We start from the raw sequence: 18,690 nt of genomic DNA, 5'->3' as shown, positions 1-18,690 counted from the left end.
AGGCCACCTCGGATTACTCCCGCTTTCTCTTTGAGTGAAACCAATTCTTCCAATTGGTCCAAATTCCTTTTGATTTTCCGAACATTTTTTTCCCTAAATGTTGACCCCATCTGGCAAAAGGTGAAGTGACAAAACGTATCACTTTCCACAAAAAGCCGAGGATCGCGAGCAACACGGAATACAAAAATGCCAGCACCATGAGGATCACTCGGTAGAAAAAGAGGATGGGACGCACAACCAGGGTGTCAATGATTTGCAATACCGTTCGATAAAACCACTGACAAAATTTTATCACGCGATGTAGAAAATGGATATACTTCTTACTACCCAATAAAAAATATACCCAAGCGCCGAAAATCATTCCAAAAAAGATGGGAAACCGAATGATCCCGTCATTTACTTTTACTAATATCAAGAAAACGGCTCCCATGCTGCCTACCCAAAACAGAATGTCAAAAATGAAGATCATCCAAAGGGGCAGTTTGCTTTTTCCCTTGAACACATGGTACGTATCAAAGCCCATTCCCATGAGAGCACCACACGTCGACATGGCCAGCACCGTCTGAAGCTGGATGCCGATACTCACTTGAACAGCTTACCGAAGAACCCTCTCGACCGATCGCCGGCCTGCCCTTGCTCCAGATAGGCCATTTCGTGAACCAGACCCTCGATCGCCACTTCTCCGGTTTCCAAACTCAGATTTTTCATATGCAGATTTTGTCCTCGTATGGTTAAAAAGCCGCCCTCTGTCTCCAAAAGAAACTCTTCACTGTCAAAGCTTTCGACGTTTTTCACACCCGAAATCGCCAGACTGCGTCGATTGATCATCACGACTTCATGGCGAGGCCGCTTCGTGTGCTCCATCATGCTAACTCCTCCCTTACTACCCTTCTTGTACCATCGTATGGGAGGGGATGTCCTTTTAGAACAAAAACCCCGCCTGATAGCGGGGTTCTGTGCTTTTTTCTGTTTATTTGTATACCGTGTAGTTGCCATTGACAAAGACAATCTTGTGACCAGTCCGGTCGGTGATCGTACGCAGAGGCAGTGTCGGTATTTTGTTCTTCAATTGAACGGCTACAGGCAATGTGACATTTTGTCCGTTGATCGTCGCCACGTTGGAGCCCACCTTGAACTGCATGACCGTATTGCCGCTCACGACTCTCGCAGTGGTCGTCGTCCATGTGACGGACATACCCAGTCCATCGCGGAAGAACGAAGCAGGCATCAGCGTATTGCCATTGACGATGTAAGGTGCTGCTGCCAATGCCGTTGCCTTGCCCGATTTGGTGAACGAAGCTACGTTTGCCTTGAAGCTCACTCCATTGAGTGCCACAATCGTCGCTGGCCTTGCAAACAGCAGCCCTTTTTCCTCAGAGGTGTAGACCCCGATGCTGTACACACCTGTCGTCGGAGGGTTTACGATCCCCCCTGCTTCCAGGATGTTGACCTGGACTGCTGTCTTTGCCGGAATATCCTGCGTAGGCACGATAATCAGATTTTGCCCGCGGACGCCCACATAGTTGGCGGCAGTTCCGTTGACGGTCACCTGATTGGCTGGGATATAGGCAGGCACCTTGAAGCCAGCTGGCAGGACGACTTCAAAGAAGCCTTGGGAGCGTACGATAGGGGCACCCAGTCCCTTGATCGCAATCTGCAAGCCTGTCGGAGTAGAAGCGGTAGCGCGGGTCAATCCGATGGTCGCAGCCGTGTTATCTACCGCAACCGGCGCGGATGCGCCCGAGATATCAAAGCTTTTCGAACGGTACGTTTTATTGTCGATCCTCGCTGTCAGGTTGTATGTACCCGTTGTTTTCGGGTTCGTCAAATAGGCGTCAAAGGCAAATTTGACCGTGAGTTTGTCGGTGCTCTTGAATCCGCTTGGTGTGCGGAAGGATACTTTGCTGTTGCTCACACTGACACCGCCGACCTGATCGCCGTTGACTGTTACGCTGTAGCCCGAAACCACAGGCGGAATCATGTCAGCACTCGGGAACTCAATCTGGATGTCTGTGTTGGAATAGAGCTTGGTCGAGAGATCGATGTCGAACGAATAGCTCGAACGAGCCCCTGCTGTCTGATCGGACAACGAGACTTCAAACGACTCACGAGCCGACCCCGTCACTTCCATATCCTCAGATGTATACGTCTTGTCATCGTATTCAATCTCAAAGGTGTAGTCGTTGTCAGCACTTGACGGATTCTTGATTCCTGCAGACGAGGAGAATTCCAGCTTGATATAGCTGTCTCCGTCTGCCCCGCTTGGAACCTCGATGCGAATGGAATCGCTGTCGATGATGGAGACGTACTCGGCCTTGGTGCCATTCACTTTGACATCCGATTTGCTGATGCTTTTCGGGAGCATATCTTTGGTAGGGAAATCTACATAAATGTATTTTCCTTTTTTCAATTTGGACTTGGACGACAGGTTGAACTTGCCAAGTGTCAAAGTGATGTCTGCTTCTGCTGATTTGGTGCTTTGGGATACGCTGAATTTGCTCCCGCTGCTACTGCTGCTGCCAGAGGATTTGCCGATGGTGATTTTTTCGTTTTTATAGCTCGTTTCCTTGGACGTTTTGACCCCGATCGAATAGGTCCCTTTGTCTTCCGGGTTGGTGATGTTATCGATGGTCAAGGTGAGCAATGTTCCTTTGCTTACCTTTTCGTCCAGCTCAATTGTGACGACATTGCTGCTGACCGAAACGCTGTCGATCGAGACATCGTCGCCATCGTCATCTTCAAGGGTCACATCTGATTTTTTCAGCTTTTTATCGACAGTGAAATCTGATGGAAACTTGACGGAAATCTCGTCCCCCGATTTCAATTCCTTGTCGATTTCAAACTCAATCGTATATTCTGTTTCTTCATCTGCGCTCGTATCATCCGCCGAAATATCCTCGACAGTTAAAGCATAAGCGGCTTTTGGCACCACGACGAATGGACTTGCCAACACCGTAGTCGCCAGCAATACGGAAATTCCTGTTTTTGCGCTTTTGTGCAACGGTAACGCCTCCTTTAACCTGCAATTCTCTCTATGATAGGAAAAGAACGGCAGGAAAGGGTTACAGACTGGTAACGAATGATTTTACCCACAGCTTGGAGAAGTCAAGCCAGCCGAAGGAATCCGCTACAAAACCTTGCAGAGCCGGGTGGTAACGGTCTATACGTTTCACATGAAAGTTGCACAGCAGCCACTGTTGCTCCTCAAACGCTTGTTCGATCAAATCCAGCGCTCTCATACGCTTATCCCGATTCTCCATGCGCAGAACCTCGGACAGCTTATCGTCTACCAACGCACGCATATGATCATCCATAAACCGATAAACCATGGTGCTCTTATTCTTGTACAGCTCGATCAGGCCAAGCTCCACGTCGCTTTGAAACACTTCCCCCATGATGGCCATATCTGCTTCGAGGTCCACGTGATCAGACAAGAAATTAGCCTTGGTCATGGGAACCAGCTTGATTTGGATCCCGATCTGCTGGCACCGACGTTTCATCCATTTTCCGACGATGTCAAACAATTTGCCCTCACTGATAAACACGGAAAGCGTCTCCCCTTGATAAGAGCTGCGACTCAGCCAGGATGCGGCTTCCTCCAGCGTAGACGATGAAAAGGTCATGGCTCTGCTCCTGCTTGGCAAAAAACTGCCTGCGGGCGAGAACGCATACTCACCTAGCTTTTTAATGAGCTGATTGCGGTCCATTACCATCCGCATCGCAATCCGAAACGCGTAATCATGCTGAACACCCGGCCGGCGAAAGTTGAAGGCGAGATAATTGCAACCGGTCTCTTCAAAAACAATATCTTTACCCTCGCTCCCGGAATCTGACTGCTGCTCCCTGTTTGGCAGCTCATAATGTTGTCTGGAGCCAGGATGCCCCGTGACAATCCAGATCTCGACACGATCGAGTACGGCCCGCTCCCGATAGTAATCGTCAAACGCCTCCAGCACCAACCTCTCGTCCGTGTACTCAGCCATGCGGAACGGGCCGGTTCCTATTACGGCCTGCTCTGAAAATGGCACGTCATGCGGGAGGATGGACATAGCTTGGGAGCCCATATAGTGCAGAAAAAAGCTGTTCGGCTGGCGTAGATGGAAGGTAATGATCCGCTCGCTTTGATGCTCGATCCAATCGACATCATCCATCTGCCAGCGATACGGTGAATCCAAATCGATAAGGCGCCGCATCGTGTATTCGACATCTTTTCCGTTCAGAATCTTTCCGTGATGAAAGCGTACCCCTTTGCGCAGATAAAACGTCCAAGCCGTCCGCTCCTCGTTGCACTCCCAGGCATGGGCGAGCTCAGGCAAAAAGGTTTGCTGCTCCTGATCGTAATAAACCAGCCTGTGGCACATTTGACGTAGAAAGTGACTTTCAGCAGCTACAGCCACAAAGGCTGGATCGAGCGTAGAGAACCCCCGTTGTCTCGGAATGCGCAGAACATCCAGACTAGTCGACTCGCCTTCTTCCAAAACGAAACCGAATTGGCTGTCCCATATTTGCTGGAGCCCTCGCTTGATTCGAGCAGGCAGCTTTTCATTTTGGACAAGCCCGACCGCCTCCGTTATTTTTCCCCCTGACAGAAGATTTTTAAAATAGGCGCTAAAAAAGTCGGAGGTATCACACAAAATCGTCAACGTCGAATGATTGCCCCGTCCGACCCCTGCCCTCCAGCGCAGCAACCCCTCGTTCTCCCATTTGCGGAGAATCAATTTGACATTGCGCGGTGTGCAGCAGAGGATCTCGGACAAAGCCTCGACGCTGATCGACTGTTCACGATCTGTTTCCCATTCGGAAAGCCCAAATAGCATTTGCATAAAGTGCTCTTGGCTCTTCATCCCGATCCGACCTCCTAAAAGGTGAAATTCCTATCCGAATCTTACCCTTTTTCTTCTCCTTTTAACAGGTAAAATGTAGAAAAACGAAAGGTGGTCTGTTCCATGAGCTTTATGCAACTGCATCCCAATATCCGCATACGGATCGTGACTTCCTTTCTCACCAGGGTTGTCGGCACGATGATCTTTCCCTTCATGGCCATCTATTTCTCTGACAAACTCGGGCAGGCAGTCGCCGGTTTATTGCTTTTTGCCAATGTGTGCACACAGATTTTGATGGGATTCTACGGGGGTTACCTCGCTGATCGCTGGGGGAGAAAAAGAGTGATGGTGTACGGGGAGATCGCGCAGTGCGTGGCCTTTGTCCTCATGGCCGCAGCTAACTCCCCTTTGCTTGATTCTGCATGGCTTACATTCGCCATGATGCTCGTGCAGCATGCGAGCAGCGGAATAATCGGTCCTGCCGCTGATGCGATGCTCATCGACGTCAGCACCAAAGAGAACCGGACCTTCATGTACAGCATCAATTACTGGGCGGTAAATTTGTCGGTTGCCATCGGTTCCGTCCTCGGCGGGATCTGGTTTGCTACTCATCGCTTTGAGTTGATTTTGGGACTCACTGCTGTCAGTCTGCTCACGCTCGTAATGACCGTCTATTTCATGGAAGAGTCGTATCGGCCAAAGACTCCCGGCAGCGCAGCCAAAACTAACATCCTCAAGGATGTATTCACGAGCTACAGACCAGTGATGAATGACCAACGATTTTTATTGTTCTCCTTGGGGGGGTTGCTCATTTTCTCTCTCGAATTTCAGACTGCCAACTACGTCGCGGTGCGCCTCGCAAATGAGTTTCATACCCAAACCGTGCACTTGGGGAGCCTGTTCTCCTTTGAGCTGACAGGAATTAAAGTGTTCAGCCTGATCCAGCTGGAAAACACACTGCTGGTCGTACTCCTCTCGCTCTTGATCACCAAGCTGGTCCGTCCTGGACGGGAAGCAAATGCCCTCTATGCGGGTGCGCACTTCTTTATCGTCGGATACACGATCATCAGCTACAGCAACACGCTGCTGGTTATCGTCATCGCCATGTTCTTTGCTACGCTGGGTGAGCTGCTCCACATCCCTACCCGACAGACCTATCTCGCCCAAATCATCCGAGACGATGCCCGAAGCTCCTACATGGCAGTAAACGGTCTGGTATTCCAAGGCGCAAAGCTAGCCGGAACAATCGGGATCAGCCTTGGGGCCATCCTGCCTCCCATAGCGGTGTCGACCCTTCTGTTCATGATGGGGATCACAGGTCTTTTGCTGGTTCGCCACGTACTGCTGCAGCTGAATCAAAGGCCCTCCCTCTCCTTCTCACACGCAAAAGGAGCTGCCGATTAATCTGGCAGCTCCTGTTTTTTTCATTCTAGTGTTCGGACAATGCCTCCAGGAGTGCATCTCCCTTTTTCCCTACCCGAACTTGCGCAAATTTCGCCTTGCGCTCAACCTCACGTCCGGTTCCTTCAGGGACGAAATAGCTTTCGATGCCGTACTCGACCCGATCGGATCCGATTGCATGTCCGTTCAAGATGACATCGTCAGGTTGTGCCTGATAAGCCTTGTTCCAGACACCGTCCTGCTCGTAGTATCCGCTGTATTCGTACAGTCCGTTCTGCTCAGGACGCAGGACAACTCGTACTTTTCCGTCCGGATCCGGTATTTTTTCATTGTCGAGTGTCGAAATGGTGTAGCGTAGCTGCACATAATCTCCTTGCAAAAGCGAGCGAGGATCAACCGGAGCAAGCTCCAGCTTGATGGAACGACCTTGCGAGAGAATGGTTTCACTGCCCCAGATCTGGTAGCCGAGCAGCGCAAACTGCAGCACGATAATCGTCAGCAGCGCCAGTCGCTTCGAGGCGAATATCGGAGAGGCCTCGGAACCCCACTCGGTTTTGCCCGATCGCTCCAGCCAATAGCTGACCGCAAAAAACACGACGCTGAGCAAGAGCAGGCTGAGCGACTTGTGCAGCAGACTCCAAAGGAAGTCGTAGTACTTCATCAGCAAAAAGGCGAACCAGAAGCCGATGGCAATCCCGAAGCTCATTCGATCCTTCTTGTGCATGGTGCGATAGACCAGATACGTAGTCAAGGCGAAATAGACGAGGCTGACCGTGATGCTCCATGCGGTTCCCCATCGATTGCTTTCCGTAAGTACCAAAAAGGAGAGAAGAGCGTAAATCAGCGAGCTGTTTTGCAAGGCATCAGGCATTCGCGGAAGCAAGTACATCGCCATTTGTGTGACGAAAATGGCTGCGAGCACCCCGTCATGGGTATTGCCCCAATCACCCGCCTCAACGTACAAGACGAGGAGAAAAACAAACTGAGTCAGGAGTTTGGCGGGAATTTCCCTGGTGATTCCCCAAGACAGTCCCAGCGCCGCCAGTAGCACAATCCAGTAATAATCCTCCAAATACAAGGACGCTCCGATTCCGATCATGCACCCCATCGTGATCAACGTGTAGCGGACTGTCGCATTCATTTTCTTCTCTAGGAAGATGGGTACCAAGATGCCGATCAGCGACAGGAAGAACAGGAAATAGACGACCGTATCATCATCAGCCAAAAGGAACAGAAGCCCCGTAAGCGAGACAGCACCGATCGTCGCCGCCACCAGTGTGACGAGGACCGTGAATGCTTCCTGAACGACTCGGACCCATTTGCTATCCTTCTGAGACGCCTGTCTTCGCAGCCATTTGATACCCTCCACGGCTCCCCAGACGATCCCCGCAGCAGCCAGAAGCCCGATCAGGTAGAAGCTCTCGGAATAATGTTCAAGCATGAACCTGAAAAACATCACCACTACAAACAAGGCCAGCATCGTGGAGGTCACAATCAACAGGGCACGATTGGGCATCCATTTCAGGAAGCCAAAGAAAAGCGCGCCACCGATCACCAGATACAACAGCTCCGGAAGCGGTCCGTAGACCTCGACGAAGGCTGATAAGAACAAAGCCAGCTGGAAGACGAGGAAGGACAAGTAGTGAATGGGTCGGGATCGCAACCAGTCTGTTGCAGCTAACCAAAACAAGATCAGATTGCCTAGCGCGATCAGCCAAAAGACCATAAACCACCATTGTTCATCCCTCACCACATGAATGACGGAGGGATCCAAAAAGAAACAAACGGCCAAATGAGCGAGAACGTAGCTGATCACATAGAAAGGCTGGTACCTCGTCACGATGGCAAACAGCAGGCTGGGGATCAGCCAGACGACAAAGAGCGTGTAGCTGTCGGCATGGGAATTATAGATCTGCCCCAATAGGGCGACGCTGATGCCAAAGGAAAGACCGCCTGCGACCAAGAGCCAATTGCTCAGAAAGGAATGCCTTCTCAGAATCCGTGCAGCTCCATACGAAAACAAATAAAGAAGGATGAGCACGGACACGCTGACTCCGATTTTCTCCCATCGGTCAAGCACGGGCCAGTTGGAGGCGAAGAAATAGAAGAGGGCTGACAACAGGAGGGAAATGGCCAAAAAATAGCCGAGTCGCACAGCATTTTGTTGCATGTGTTCACATCCCTTCTCATCGTAGTGCCTACATGCGTAAACCCATTATATACCATACCCTCAATAAGAAAACCTCTATCAGGAACTGCCCAAGGAAGGCGACAAAAAAACTACCCGTGGTAGGGTAGCTCTTTGTATTGCTTTCTATTTATCTGGTATCATTGGCCTTTCATGTAGGCGTCTTCTTCTTTTTCATCGCGCGGCACAGGCACTTCACCAATCACGGTGTAGAGCGAAGCCGCCTCTTCCTTGCGCGGGTTTTCTTTGATGTCCTCCACTTTGACCGTCACGATTTTTTGACCGAAACGGATCGCCAGCCTGTCGCCGATCTTTACGTTGCTGGAGGATTTCGCCTGGCGGTCGTTGATCTCGACGCGCCCTTTGTCGCAAACCTCTTTTGCCAAGGTGCGGCGTTTGATCAGACGGGATACTTTCAAATATTTGTCCAGCCTCATGAACTATCCTCTCCTTTTTCCGTGCTGCTTGGCCTCTTCCCACCACTGATCCATCTCTTTCAGATCAGTATCCTCAAAGGATTTGCCAGCCTCGCGGAGTTTGTCTTCAATATAGGAAAACCGCTGCTTGAACTTATTGTTGGTCAAGGCCAATGCTTCTTCGGGATCGAGCTTCAGAAAACGGGCCAGATTGACGACCGCAAACAGAAGATCCCCCAGCTCGCCTGCACGCTCTTCTACTGCAGCCTCGCGCAGCTCTCGGTACTCTTCCTCCACCTTGCCATAGACATCGGCTACATCGTCCCAATCAAATCCGACCTGAGCAGCCTTTTTCTGCAGCTTGTAGGCGTACATCAGGGCAGGCAGGTCACGGGGAATACCGGCGAGCTGGGATTGGACCGTCGTATCGATTCCTTTGGCCGCCTTCTCCTGGGCTTTGATCTCTTGCCAATTGGCCAATGCTTCCTCGGAATCGTTGGCATTCTTTTCACCGAATACGTGTGGATGTCGACGGATCAGCTTTTCATTCAGAGTCGCTACCACATCATCGACAGTAAAATATCCATCCTCCGATGCCATTTGGGAATGCAGCATGATCTGCATCAACAGATCCCCCAGCTCCTCGCACATGGCATCCGGATCTTCATCATCGATCGTTTCCAGCACTTCATACGTTTCCTCGATCAGATTTTTGCGGATGCTCTGATGGGTCTGTTCCCGATCCCACGGACAACCCTCCGGACTTCGCAGAACCGCCACGATGTCCTTGAGATAGGAGAATTGTCGATAAGAGATGCGCTCGTCGCGAGCAGGCGGCACATAGACGAGCGACAAATTGCCGAAATGATCCAGGCGATCGAGCTCGTACAGCGGGACGGTCTCAACGCACTCCTGACCGGCGACTCCCACTGCAGTCGCAACCGTCACGAGAAAATCATCCGGCAGGACTTCCATCAGCGTCAGTTTGACATCCGATGCGACAAACGCGTCATACACCTGCGCAATGATGGTATGCAGGCCCGGCGACACCTGATCCGCTTTCAAAGCCGTGCCGTCGAGCAGAGAGAATCCTTCGATCGGATCGATCTTCAAACGGGCAAACAGGGGGTCGATGAAGCTTTGCCCACCCCCGATTTCGATTCGCACTCCGCGATCAGGTCCTTGCTCCAGCAATAGCTGCACCGTGCGCTCTGCTACCAGAGGGTGGCCCGGTACCGCATACACGATCGCTCCTTGTTGCTCGGCACTGACGAACAGCTTTTCCACGATATCGGTGTACACGTCTTCGAAAGATTCATGTTGCTCGTAAATGGCGTCAAAGGACGAGTAGCTGATGTTCTCTGCGGCGAGCTCTGCGACGACCGGGTGCTCCTGCGTGCGCAAATAGAGATGGGCAGCCTGTTTCAGCGTCCGATATATCCCATAGGGCAGTTGGTCGAGATCTCCGGCTCCCAAACCGACCACGGTGATGATGTATTGGTTAGCTTCCAATCGTCACGCCTCCTTTATTTTGGCAGCAGTCGCAGTCTCGTGAGCAGCGAAGCAATCTGTCTGCCTTTCGGTAAAAACTGAATATCCGTGCGTGTCAGCCCGCCTGTCTTGAGAAGGGCAAGCAAGTAGACAAGCGCTCCGCAACCGACAGCCACCAGTCCGATCACCGTGTGGAACAGCCGCTCTGGACCAGGCATGTTCCCGAGCAGGGCGGTTGCCCCCCATTCGACTACCAGGACAACCACAGACATGACCAGGACGGAGATGAGTGGTTTCAACACCGTTTGGCGAATGCCGATTTGCGCGCCGGTGTACTTCTTCACAGCCAGCACGTTGAGTCCCATCGCTACCAGATAGGCGATTACGGTCGATAAGGCAGCACCGGTAATTCCCCAGACTGGAACTAGCGCCAGATTCAACACGAGCTTGACCAATACGCCGATAAAGAGATTGCGCGCCGGCCGCATGACGCGTCCCAACCCCTGCAATATTCCCGCGCTGGCAATACTCAACGTGGCAAAGACAATCGTAAAGGATTGTACAGCGAGTGCTTCCGTACCGCTATTATCGCCATAGAGCATCACGTTGATCGGCTCGGCCAGCAGGGCAAGTCCAAACGACGCGGGGAGCCCCAGCAAAAAGGTCAAGCGGATCGCGATCTCCGAGCGGCTTTCGATCAGCTGGGTTTGACGCTGCGCGACAGCTTCACTGATCGCTGGCACCAAAGCCAAAGAAAGGGAGGTCGCAAAAAACGTGCCGAACTGAATCAGCGGCTGTCCACGGTCAAATGCTCCCTTGGCCAGCTTGGCGAGGTCTTCCTGCATCCCGCTCCACTGCAGCATGTTCACGACTGTCACCGAATCCACCAGTGGAATCAGCGGCAGAACGAGGGCGCCCATGCAGATCGGCAGCGCATAATACAAAAGACTGCGAAGAACTTGACGGTTGGTCCATTCAGCAACGCCAGCCGACTGCTCCTGTTTCGCTTCCACCAATCGTACCTGCTTGTCCTTTTGCCAATACCACAGCAGTACGAGAACGGCCGCTACACCTCCTGGAAAAGCGGCAAATACGGCGCCAGTCCCTGCCAGATATGCATCCTGATACACGTTCATCGCCCAGAAAGCCGACAAGAGGATGAAAATGACCCGGATCAATTGCTCGATCACTTGCGATACGCCTGTGGGCATCATATTCTGATGGCCTTGGAAATATCCCCTCAGAATCGCTGCCATCGGTACTAGCGGCAGCGACCAGGCTACTGCCCGGAGCGGCGTGGTCAAATGCTCATCTCCCATGAATTGGGCAACAAGCGGCGCTCCGCCATACAACAATAAGAAGAAAAACAAACCGAGTATCACCAGCGCAATGCTGGCAACGCGAAATGCTCGACGCGCCCCAATCGCATCGCCTACCGCTACGCGTTCAGAGACAATCTTGGAAATGGCAATCGGAAAACCCGCTGTCGCCAAAATGAGCAGCGTGGTATACAGCGGGTAAACTTGCATGTATACATACAGACCGATGTCACCGGCAATATTCTGATACGGAATGCGGTATACGGCGCCAAGCAGCTTGGAGACAAGACCGGCAACCCCGAGAATCGCGGCGCCTTTCACAAATTGTACAGATGCTTTTTCCCTACCCATATGAGTGAAATTTCTCCTCTCCAACCAGAAACTTTGTACATTATACCACATGCGTTTGGAGATCAAGAAAACTTCAATGGCTGGAAAACCTGGCCCCTCCAGCATTTGTAATTCCTATCTATGCAACACAAAAACAGCCCCAATGACCGGGGCTGTTTTCTTTGCTTTCCCTCTACTGCTCCATCTGTTTTGCCAGGAAACCTGCAGCCGTTTCCGACATTTTCATTTCCAAATCACTCATCTTGGTGGACTCGTTTTTGTTGAGCAGGATCACCGAACCGATCGGATCTCCTCCAGCCACGATCGGAGCCACAACGAAAGAGCCGTACGTCTCATTCATATCGCGGCAAATCTCATAGGAGCCTGCATTCTTCTCCAGTCGAGTTTTGCGCTCTTCCAGGCATTTCTCAACAATACTTCCAATCGGCTTCTCGAGATACTCTTTCTTGGATGCTCCCGCAACGGCTATTACACTGTCTCGGTCTGAAATCAATACGGTATGATTCATGCTCTCGTACAGAGAGTCAGCGTATTCTTTTGCGAAGTCTCCCAACTCTCCAATAGGCGAGTACTTCTTGAGAATGACTTCTCCATCACGATCTACAAAGATCTCCAGCGGGTCGCCTTCACGAATGCGCAGTGTACGACGAATCTCCTTAGGAATCACGACCCGACCGAGGTCGTCAATTCGACGAACGATACCAGTTGCTTTCATGTCATGTTGCCTCGCTTTCCTAAGAGAAGTAAATAGTAAATTGGCTTGGCTCGTTACCTGTATTTTTTCCTCAAATTCTAATTTTACCTATGCGTGGCGACTGCAACTTTTTCCAGCTTGTTTCAGTTACTCTCCCCCGGGCGGTAGCGAGTGATAATAGTATTTGCCCACGTTTCAAGAATATGCGAGAAAACGAAAAAACAGGGAACGAATGTCCCTGTTTCTTAGTGAGTGCTATTTGGTTGCCGGAGCCGGGTGATTGACTTTCGGCAGGTTGTACTTGGTGATGAGCTTGTCCAGCTCGTTTTTACCGAAGGCATCATAGGCCTTCTCCAATGCATGTGCACGGAGCTGTTCCTTCATTTCATCAAAAGCCTTTTCCTTGCGGCTCTCCACTTTGATGATGTGGTAACCGTAATCAGTCTTCACAGGAGGTCCTACTTGACCCACTTGTTGAGTCAGAGCCGCTTCCTTGAACTCAGGCACCCATTGCGTGACATCAGCGTCAGCGTAGAGGCCGCCATTTTCTTTGCTTCCTGGGTCATCCGTAAATTCTTTGGCAAGCTTCGCGAAGTCTTCGCCTTTTTTCAGACGAGCTTCCAGATCGTTCGCCAGCTTCAGTGCTTCTTCCGGTTTGCGTTTCTCGGTCGAAATCAGGATGTGACGGACAGAAGCAATGGTACGGGACGCTTTATCCATGCTATCGTACTCTTTTTTCAGCGTCGCATCATCGATGCCTTTTTTCAGTACGTTGATGGAGTCGTTGATCAAAGCCATTTGGCCCACTACCATGTCTTTCGTGACGCCTTGGCCTTCCATCAGCTTGGTAAACTTGGCTTCATCTTTTCCGATAAAGCCCAGGTATTGATTTTTAATCTTTTCAAACGTTTTTTCTGCCAGTTCCTTGGAATCTTTTTTCATGGTCTCGTCAGCACGGGCAGCCATGATCTTGGTCGCCGTGTATTCACGAGCAAAAGCTTTCAAGGCGTTATCGTCGGCTGCTTCAATCATACCGCCTTGTTGCGGATTCATGAAGTTGATGACGCGCAGGAACTCTTCAAACTCTTTCCCGTTCATGGTGCCGCCTTGATATTCCACAATGGTCGCGTTTGGTTCTACTGTAAACGGCAGAGTCAGCTTGGGAAACTGAACCAATGGGTCATTGGCGTCCGCTGCCTGATTGCCTTGCCCGCTGCCTTCTGTCTGATTTGCCGGTGTTTGAGGCTGAGCTTTGTCATCTGCTTTTCCGCATCCCGCCAAGAGTGCCATAACGAGCACAGCAGTGGACAGAACGGCTACAGAACGTTTCATCATGAGGATCTCCCTTCCTGGCTAGCCCAGCTTTTCTATGATACAGGGCTCTCCGTACCGGTGTCTTTGCGCACCTGGTGAAATTGACGCAGCAGCTTCTCTACCAGCTGCACGCCCTCGTCTTCTCTCAACCCTTTTACTTTAACAGCAATCGTGATCTGTTGTCCACCCGATAGCCCTATCCTGCGGCTCCAACTACTGGCAAGAGCAAACAAGGCTCCGCCATCGATGTTGTTGTTTTGGCTCGGATGCAGGAACAGTTTGATTTCGTCCGGATTCTTTTGACTGATTTCCGTAATGTGGTGCTGCAGGGCATACACGCGCATGCGGGAAATGGTCAAGAGATTTTCAACCGGCTTGGGCACCGGGCCAAAACGGTCGAGTAATTCTTCCGCCAGATCGTCCACGTCGTCCAGCGAAGAGACTGCCACGAACTTTTTGTACATCTCGATCTTCTGCCGGCTGTCTGTGATGTACATCGATGGAATGTAGGCATCCAGCTGCAGGTTGATTTCCACAGTCGTGGCGCTCTCCTGCCTCACTTCGCCTTTCAGCTCATCGATGGCATCCTTCAGCATCTGGCTGTACAAATCAAACCCGACCGTATTAATGAAGCCGTGCTGTTCAGCGCCGAGCAAATTACCCGCACCACGAATGGACAAGTCACGCATGGCGATCTTGAATCCAGAGCCGAGCTCTGTAAATTCCTTGATGGCCTGAAGGCGTTTTTCGGCTACCTCTGTCAGCACCTTGTCGCGCTGATACGTAAAGTAAGCGTACGCGATCCGATTGGAACGACCCACCCGCCCGCGCAGCTGATACAGCTGGGACAAGCCCATTTTGTCAGCATTGTAGATGATCAGCGTGTTGACATTCGGGATGTCCACACCCGTCTCAATAATGGTGGTGCTTACCAATACGTCGAAATTGCCTTCCAGGAAGTCCAGGATGACTCCTTCCAGCTCGCTTTCGTTCATCTGACCGTGGGCCACAGCGATCCTCGCATCGGGGACGAGCATGGAAATTTGCTCCGCCATCTGTTCGATGCCTTGGACTTGGTTGTAGAGGAAAAACACCTGTCCATCGCGGGCCAGCTCCCGTTCGATCGCTTCACGCACCAATGCAGGGCTGTAGTCCATGACATACGTCTGTACAGGGAAGCGGTTTTCCGGCGGTGTCTCGATAACCGACAAATCGCGTACACCCAGCATGGACATATGCAGCGTACGTGGGATCGGCGTAGCCGTCAGCGTCATGACGTCGACGTTGGTCTTCAGCTGCTTCAGCTTTTCCTTGTGGCTCACCCCAAAACGCTGCTCCTCATCCACAATCAACAGTCCGAGCTCGCGGAATGTCAGATCCTTGGAGAGCAGACGGTGGGTACCGATGACCACATCAACTGTGCCTTCCTTGATACCTTTTAAAGTAGCATTCTGCTCCTTGCGGGAACGGAAGCGGCTCAGTACCTCCACACGAATCGGATAATCCGCAAAGCGTTCGCGGAACGTCTCGTAATGCTGCTGGGCCAAAATGGTGGTCGGCACGAGTACGGCAACCTGCTTGCCATCCATCACTGCCTTGAACGCCGCGCGAATGGCTACCTCTGTCTTCCCGTACCCTACGTCCCCACATACAAGACGATCCATGGGGCGCCGGCGTTCCATGTCCGATTTTACTTCGGCAATCGCGCGCAGCTGATCCGGTGTTTCCTGATACGGGAACATCGCCTCAAATTCACGCTGCTCTGCCGTATCCACCGAAAAGGAATGCCCCACAGCCGCTTCACGGGATGCATACAGCTTGATCAAGTCTTCGGCGATATCTTTTACGGAGGATTGCACTTTGTTCTTGACCCGTTTCCATTCGCTGCCGCCCAAGCTGTAGATCTTCGGTTGCGTTTCTTCACTCGCCACGTATTTTTGCACGTGATCGATTTGATCGATGGGAACAAACAGACTGTCTCCCGCCGCGTATTGAATATGCAAGTAATCTTTATGAATTCCGAGTATTTCCTTGGTTTCAATTCCAAGGTATTTTCCAATCCCGTGGTTGACGTGCACCACGTAATCACCCGGCTTGAGCTCCAGGTAATTCTTGATTCGCTCGGCGTTATTCATGGTTTGCTGTACTTTTCTGGCCTTGCGCTGCTTGGCCGTAAAGACCTCGCCCTCGGTAATGACCACGAGCTTGTTCAGAGGAAGCTCAAATCCGGTCTGCAGATTGCCCAGAATGATGGTCGGACGACCTGGCGGCACAGTGTCGACAGCTTCGGCCAGCACATCGGCTTCCATCTCGTAATCGTGGAGGACTCGCTCCAAGCGCTTAGCCCGCTCCAAATCCGCTGCGACGAATACGATCTGGTCATGAGACTTTTGCCAGCGAGCCAGCTCTGTCTTCAGTACATTCATCTGACCGTGGAAGTTCTGCATCGTCCTACAGGTGAGATTGACGATATTTTGCGGCTGTGTCTTAGGAGATTGTCTCAGGAATAAAGACAGGTAAACGATCTGGCGCTTTTTCGTCGAAATGATATCTTCATACGTACGGGACAGGCTGAGATTGGCCATGTACTCGCCAGAAATGATACGTCCCGTCAGCCATTCCGCTTCTTCCTTTTGCAGCTGAGCTGCCGTATCCAGTACGCGAGTCGGCTCATCCACGATCATCAGCGTATCCGACGGCATGTAGGACAACAGCGTATCTTCCGTCGGGTAGATCACCGAGACGTACGAGTACAGATGGGGAAAGCGTTGTCCGAGACTCATGCGCTCAACATCTGACCCGATACGCTCTACCACCTTTTCCTTTGCGGAACCATCCTTCAATTTGGCAACGGTTTCACCGAGCTTCTGCTCTAAACGAACAGCAGACTCTTGCAAGAGCGGGGTTGAGGCAATCATTTCTTTGGCAGGTCCGATAAGATAGGTCTGCACAGACTCCAGAGAACGCTGGGAAAGCATGTCAAACGTACGGATGGAGTCGATCTCGACATCGAACAGCTCAATCCGCACGGGCCATTCAGAATCAATCGGATAAAGGTCAATAATGCCGCCGCGAACACTCAGCTCGCCTTTTCGCTCGACCATATCGACGCGCTCGTAGCCCAGCTCGATACAGCGGAGCAAAAACGACTCGATGTCCAGCTCTTCGCCGACAGCCAGCTTGATTTGCGATTCCTTCCAGACATGCGGAGGGACCACCAATCGACGCAAGCCCGCGAAAGGCGCAACTAAAAAACCCGTAAAGCCCCGGGCCAAACGGTTGAACACGTGAATTCTCTGTGCGAGCATCTCCGGACTGGCGATAGCGAGTTCGGAGCCGATCAGCTCGTTCCCCGGATAAAGCAATACTTGATCGCTAGGCACCAGCTCAATCAGGTCTTCATATACTTTTTGCGCCTGATACATATTATGGGTCACGACGCAGACGGGGCGATCTGTCATTTGCTTCAGCGTCGCCATGAGTGTCTGCCGTGCAGAACCAGCCAAACCGGAGACGAGCTGCTCATGCAGTCCTTTTTCCAGACCAGCGACGATCGTTCCTACGTTCGGATCCTGCTTCATCGGGTTAATGATGACTTGCATTCACTAATCCCCTCTCTAATTCTTCTGTCATTCGTAAATGGGGTTCCAGCAGCTCTTGTCACAATTTGACATTCAGGTCGACCATGCGAAAAGAAGCCTTAGCTCCCCAAGCTAAGGCCTTGTCAGTGCAAGCCTTCCTAACGAGTGTTATCCACTTATTGAAGTGGGTTTCCGACTAGCGAAAGCTCTGGATGCTGATTCAGCGCTTCACGGCAATAGTCGCACGTGATGCTGACGACCGTATCTCCACTTTGTTCTCTCGATATTATAAGAGCCCGCTCTTCCGGGGTCAAGGAATCAAACCCGAGCTGCGCTTCTGTTACTTGCGATTCGTCAAATTCCGCGATCTTCATCCCGCAGCAGCGACACGCATAACGTATGCTCATGTATATGCCACCCCCATACCTTTCATATCGCTTAGTATGGACGGCAGGGTGGAAAATCATACTAGACATGTACCCCCGCAGGTATGTTGCTCCGGATGAAATTTTTTACTTTTTCAAGCTGTTAAAGTGGTTCATGACCTTTACAAATGGTTCTCTGGTCCACATTGCCGCAGCATCTCCCGCCAAGGTGACGGCTTCGTTGATGTCCGCTCTCTCGGAGGCCGGGAACGACTGCAACACGTAATCGCTGACACTTCTCCCTGGCTCTGGACGGCCTATTCCTACCTTGATGCGTTTGAAATCCTGTGTCCCCAGATGCTGTATCATGGACTTGATCCCGTTATGACCACCCGCGCTCCCTTTTTCCCGCAAGCGCAGCTGACCCGCCGGCATATCCAGATCATCAAAAATGACTACCAGCTCATCCGGGATCAGTTTGTAAAATTTCAGGATTTCCGCCACGGATTCACCCGACAGGTTCATATAAGTCTGCGGCTTCACGAGTAGAACCTTTTCGCCCTCGATCCTGCCTTCTCCTACGAGTGCCCGGAATTTATTTTGCTGGACAGGAATGCCCCATTTCTCGCTTATTTTATCTATGGCCATAAAACCCGCATTATGTCTCGTATCTTCGTATTTCTTGCCGGGATTCCCCAGCCCGATGATTACTTTCACGGTGATCCCTCCTAATCTTTCCCCATTGTA

General features: G+C 51.4%; 14 protein-coding genes and 1 pseudogene. 1 reads left to right on the top strand and 14 read right to left on the bottom strand.

The window, feature by feature from the left end; genetic code table 11:
* Positions 1–13: 13 nt before the first annotated feature.
* The 4 genes from yabQ to JNE38_RS00775 all read right to left on the bottom strand — a co-directional run bounded on the left by yabQ (position 14) and on the right by JNE38_RS00775 (position 4,844).
* On the bottom strand, positions 14–586 hold the full coding sequence (yabQ, locus tag JNE38_RS00790) for a spore cortex biosynthesis protein YabQ (protein ID WP_203354849.1): 573 nt from the start codon (positions 584–586) through the stop codon (positions 14–16).
* Positions 583–867 carry a sporulation protein YabP gene (gene yabP, locus JNE38_RS00785; RefSeq protein WP_092274989.1) on the bottom strand — a complete coding sequence of 95 codons (285 nt, stop codon included), beginning with the start codon at positions 865–867 and terminating at the stop codon, positions 583–585. Before yabP ends, yabQ begins: the two co-directional genes overlap by 4 nt.
* A 103-nt stretch (positions 868–970) precedes the next feature.
* On the bottom strand, positions 971–3,001 hold the full coding sequence (locus JNE38_RS00780; protein ID WP_203354848.1) for a copper amine oxidase N-terminal domain-containing protein: 2,031 nt from the start codon (positions 2,999–3,001) through the stop codon (positions 971–973).
* 61 nt (positions 3,002–3,062) lie between these two features.
* Entirely contained in the window at positions 3,063–4,844 is a 1,782-nt protein-coding gene (locus tag JNE38_RS00775; protein WP_203354847.1) for an ABC transporter substrate-binding protein, read from the bottom strand.
* 102 nt (positions 4,845–4,946) lie between these two features.
* Between JNE38_RS00775 and JNE38_RS00770 the strand changes: the two genes are divergently transcribed.
* Positions 4,947–6,227, top strand: coding sequence for an MFS transporter (locus JNE38_RS00770; protein WP_203354846.1), 1,281 nt, complete (start codon positions 4,947–4,949; stop codon positions 6,225–6,227).
* Positions 6,228–6,252: 25 nt separating this feature from the next.
* On the opposite strand, the gene JNE38_RS31040 is transcribed toward JNE38_RS00770, so the two are convergent.
* The 10 genes and pseudogenes from JNE38_RS31040 to pth all read right to left on the bottom strand — a co-directional run bounded on the left by JNE38_RS31040 (position 6,253) and on the right by pth (position 18,660).
* Positions 6,253–7,704, bottom strand: a complete 1,452-nt coding sequence (locus JNE38_RS31040; protein WP_343071678.1) for a GDYXXLXY domain-containing protein — start codon at positions 7,702–7,704, stop codon at positions 6,253–6,255.
* 357 nt (positions 7,705–8,061) lie between these two features.
* Positions 8,062–8,406: pseudogene (locus tag JNE38_RS30890) on the bottom strand (DUF2157 domain-containing protein); the annotation flags it as partial.
* A gap of 146 nt (positions 8,407–8,552) precedes the next feature.
* Positions 8,553–8,849, bottom strand: a complete 297-nt coding sequence (locus tag JNE38_RS00760; protein WP_203354844.1) for an RNA-binding S4 domain-containing protein — start codon at positions 8,847–8,849, stop codon at positions 8,553–8,555.
* A 3-nt stretch (positions 8,850–8,852) separates the two neighbouring features.
* Positions 8,853–10,340: a bifunctional methyltransferase/pyrophosphohydrolase YabN gene (gene mazG / locus JNE38_RS00755; protein WP_203354843.1), complete on the bottom strand. Its 1,488-nt coding sequence runs from the start codon at positions 10,338–10,340 to the stop codon at positions 8,853–8,855.
* Between the two features lie 14 nt (positions 10,341–10,354).
* Positions 10,355–11,989, bottom strand: a complete 1,635-nt coding sequence (locus tag JNE38_RS00750) for a putative polysaccharide biosynthesis protein (protein WP_203354842.1) — start codon at positions 11,987–11,989, stop codon at positions 10,355–10,357.
* A 172-nt stretch (positions 11,990–12,161) separates the two neighbouring features.
* Complete coding sequence (gene spoVT, locus JNE38_RS00745; RefSeq protein ID WP_203354841.1) at positions 12,162–12,704, bottom strand: stage V sporulation protein T; 543 nt, start codon at positions 12,702–12,704, stop codon at positions 12,162–12,164.
* A gap of 234 nt (positions 12,705–12,938) precedes the next feature.
* The gene (locus JNE38_RS00740; protein WP_203357373.1) at positions 12,939–14,015 is read right to left on the bottom strand and encodes a peptidylprolyl isomerase; all 1,077 of its coding nucleotides are present in this window, start codon (positions 14,013–14,015) and stop codon (positions 12,939–12,941) included.
* Between the two features lie 35 nt (positions 14,016–14,050).
* Positions 14,051–17,599 (bottom strand): transcription-repair coupling factor, encoded by a 3,549-nt coding sequence (gene mfd / locus JNE38_RS00735; protein ID WP_203354840.1) that lies wholly within the window; start codon positions 17,597–17,599, stop codon positions 14,051–14,053.
* 155 nt (positions 17,600–17,754) lie between these two features.
* On the bottom strand, positions 17,755–17,985 hold the full coding sequence (locus tag JNE38_RS00730; RefSeq protein WP_055746099.1) for an anti-sigma-F factor Fin: 231 nt from the start codon (positions 17,983–17,985) through the stop codon (positions 17,755–17,757).
* Between the two features lie 105 nt (positions 17,986–18,090).
* Positions 18,091–18,660, bottom strand: a complete 570-nt coding sequence (gene pth, locus JNE38_RS00725) for an aminoacyl-tRNA hydrolase (RefSeq protein WP_203354839.1) — start codon at positions 18,658–18,660, stop codon at positions 18,091–18,093.
* Between the last annotated feature and the right edge of the window lie 30 nt (positions 18,661–18,690).

The sequence above is a fragment of the Brevibacillus choshinensis genome (assembly GCF_016811915.1).
GTDB classification, from domain to species: domain Bacteria; phylum Bacillota; class Bacilli; order Brevibacillales; family Brevibacillaceae; genus Brevibacillus; species Brevibacillus choshinensis_A.
This window is presented reverse-complemented; position numbering and strand designations above follow the sequence as displayed.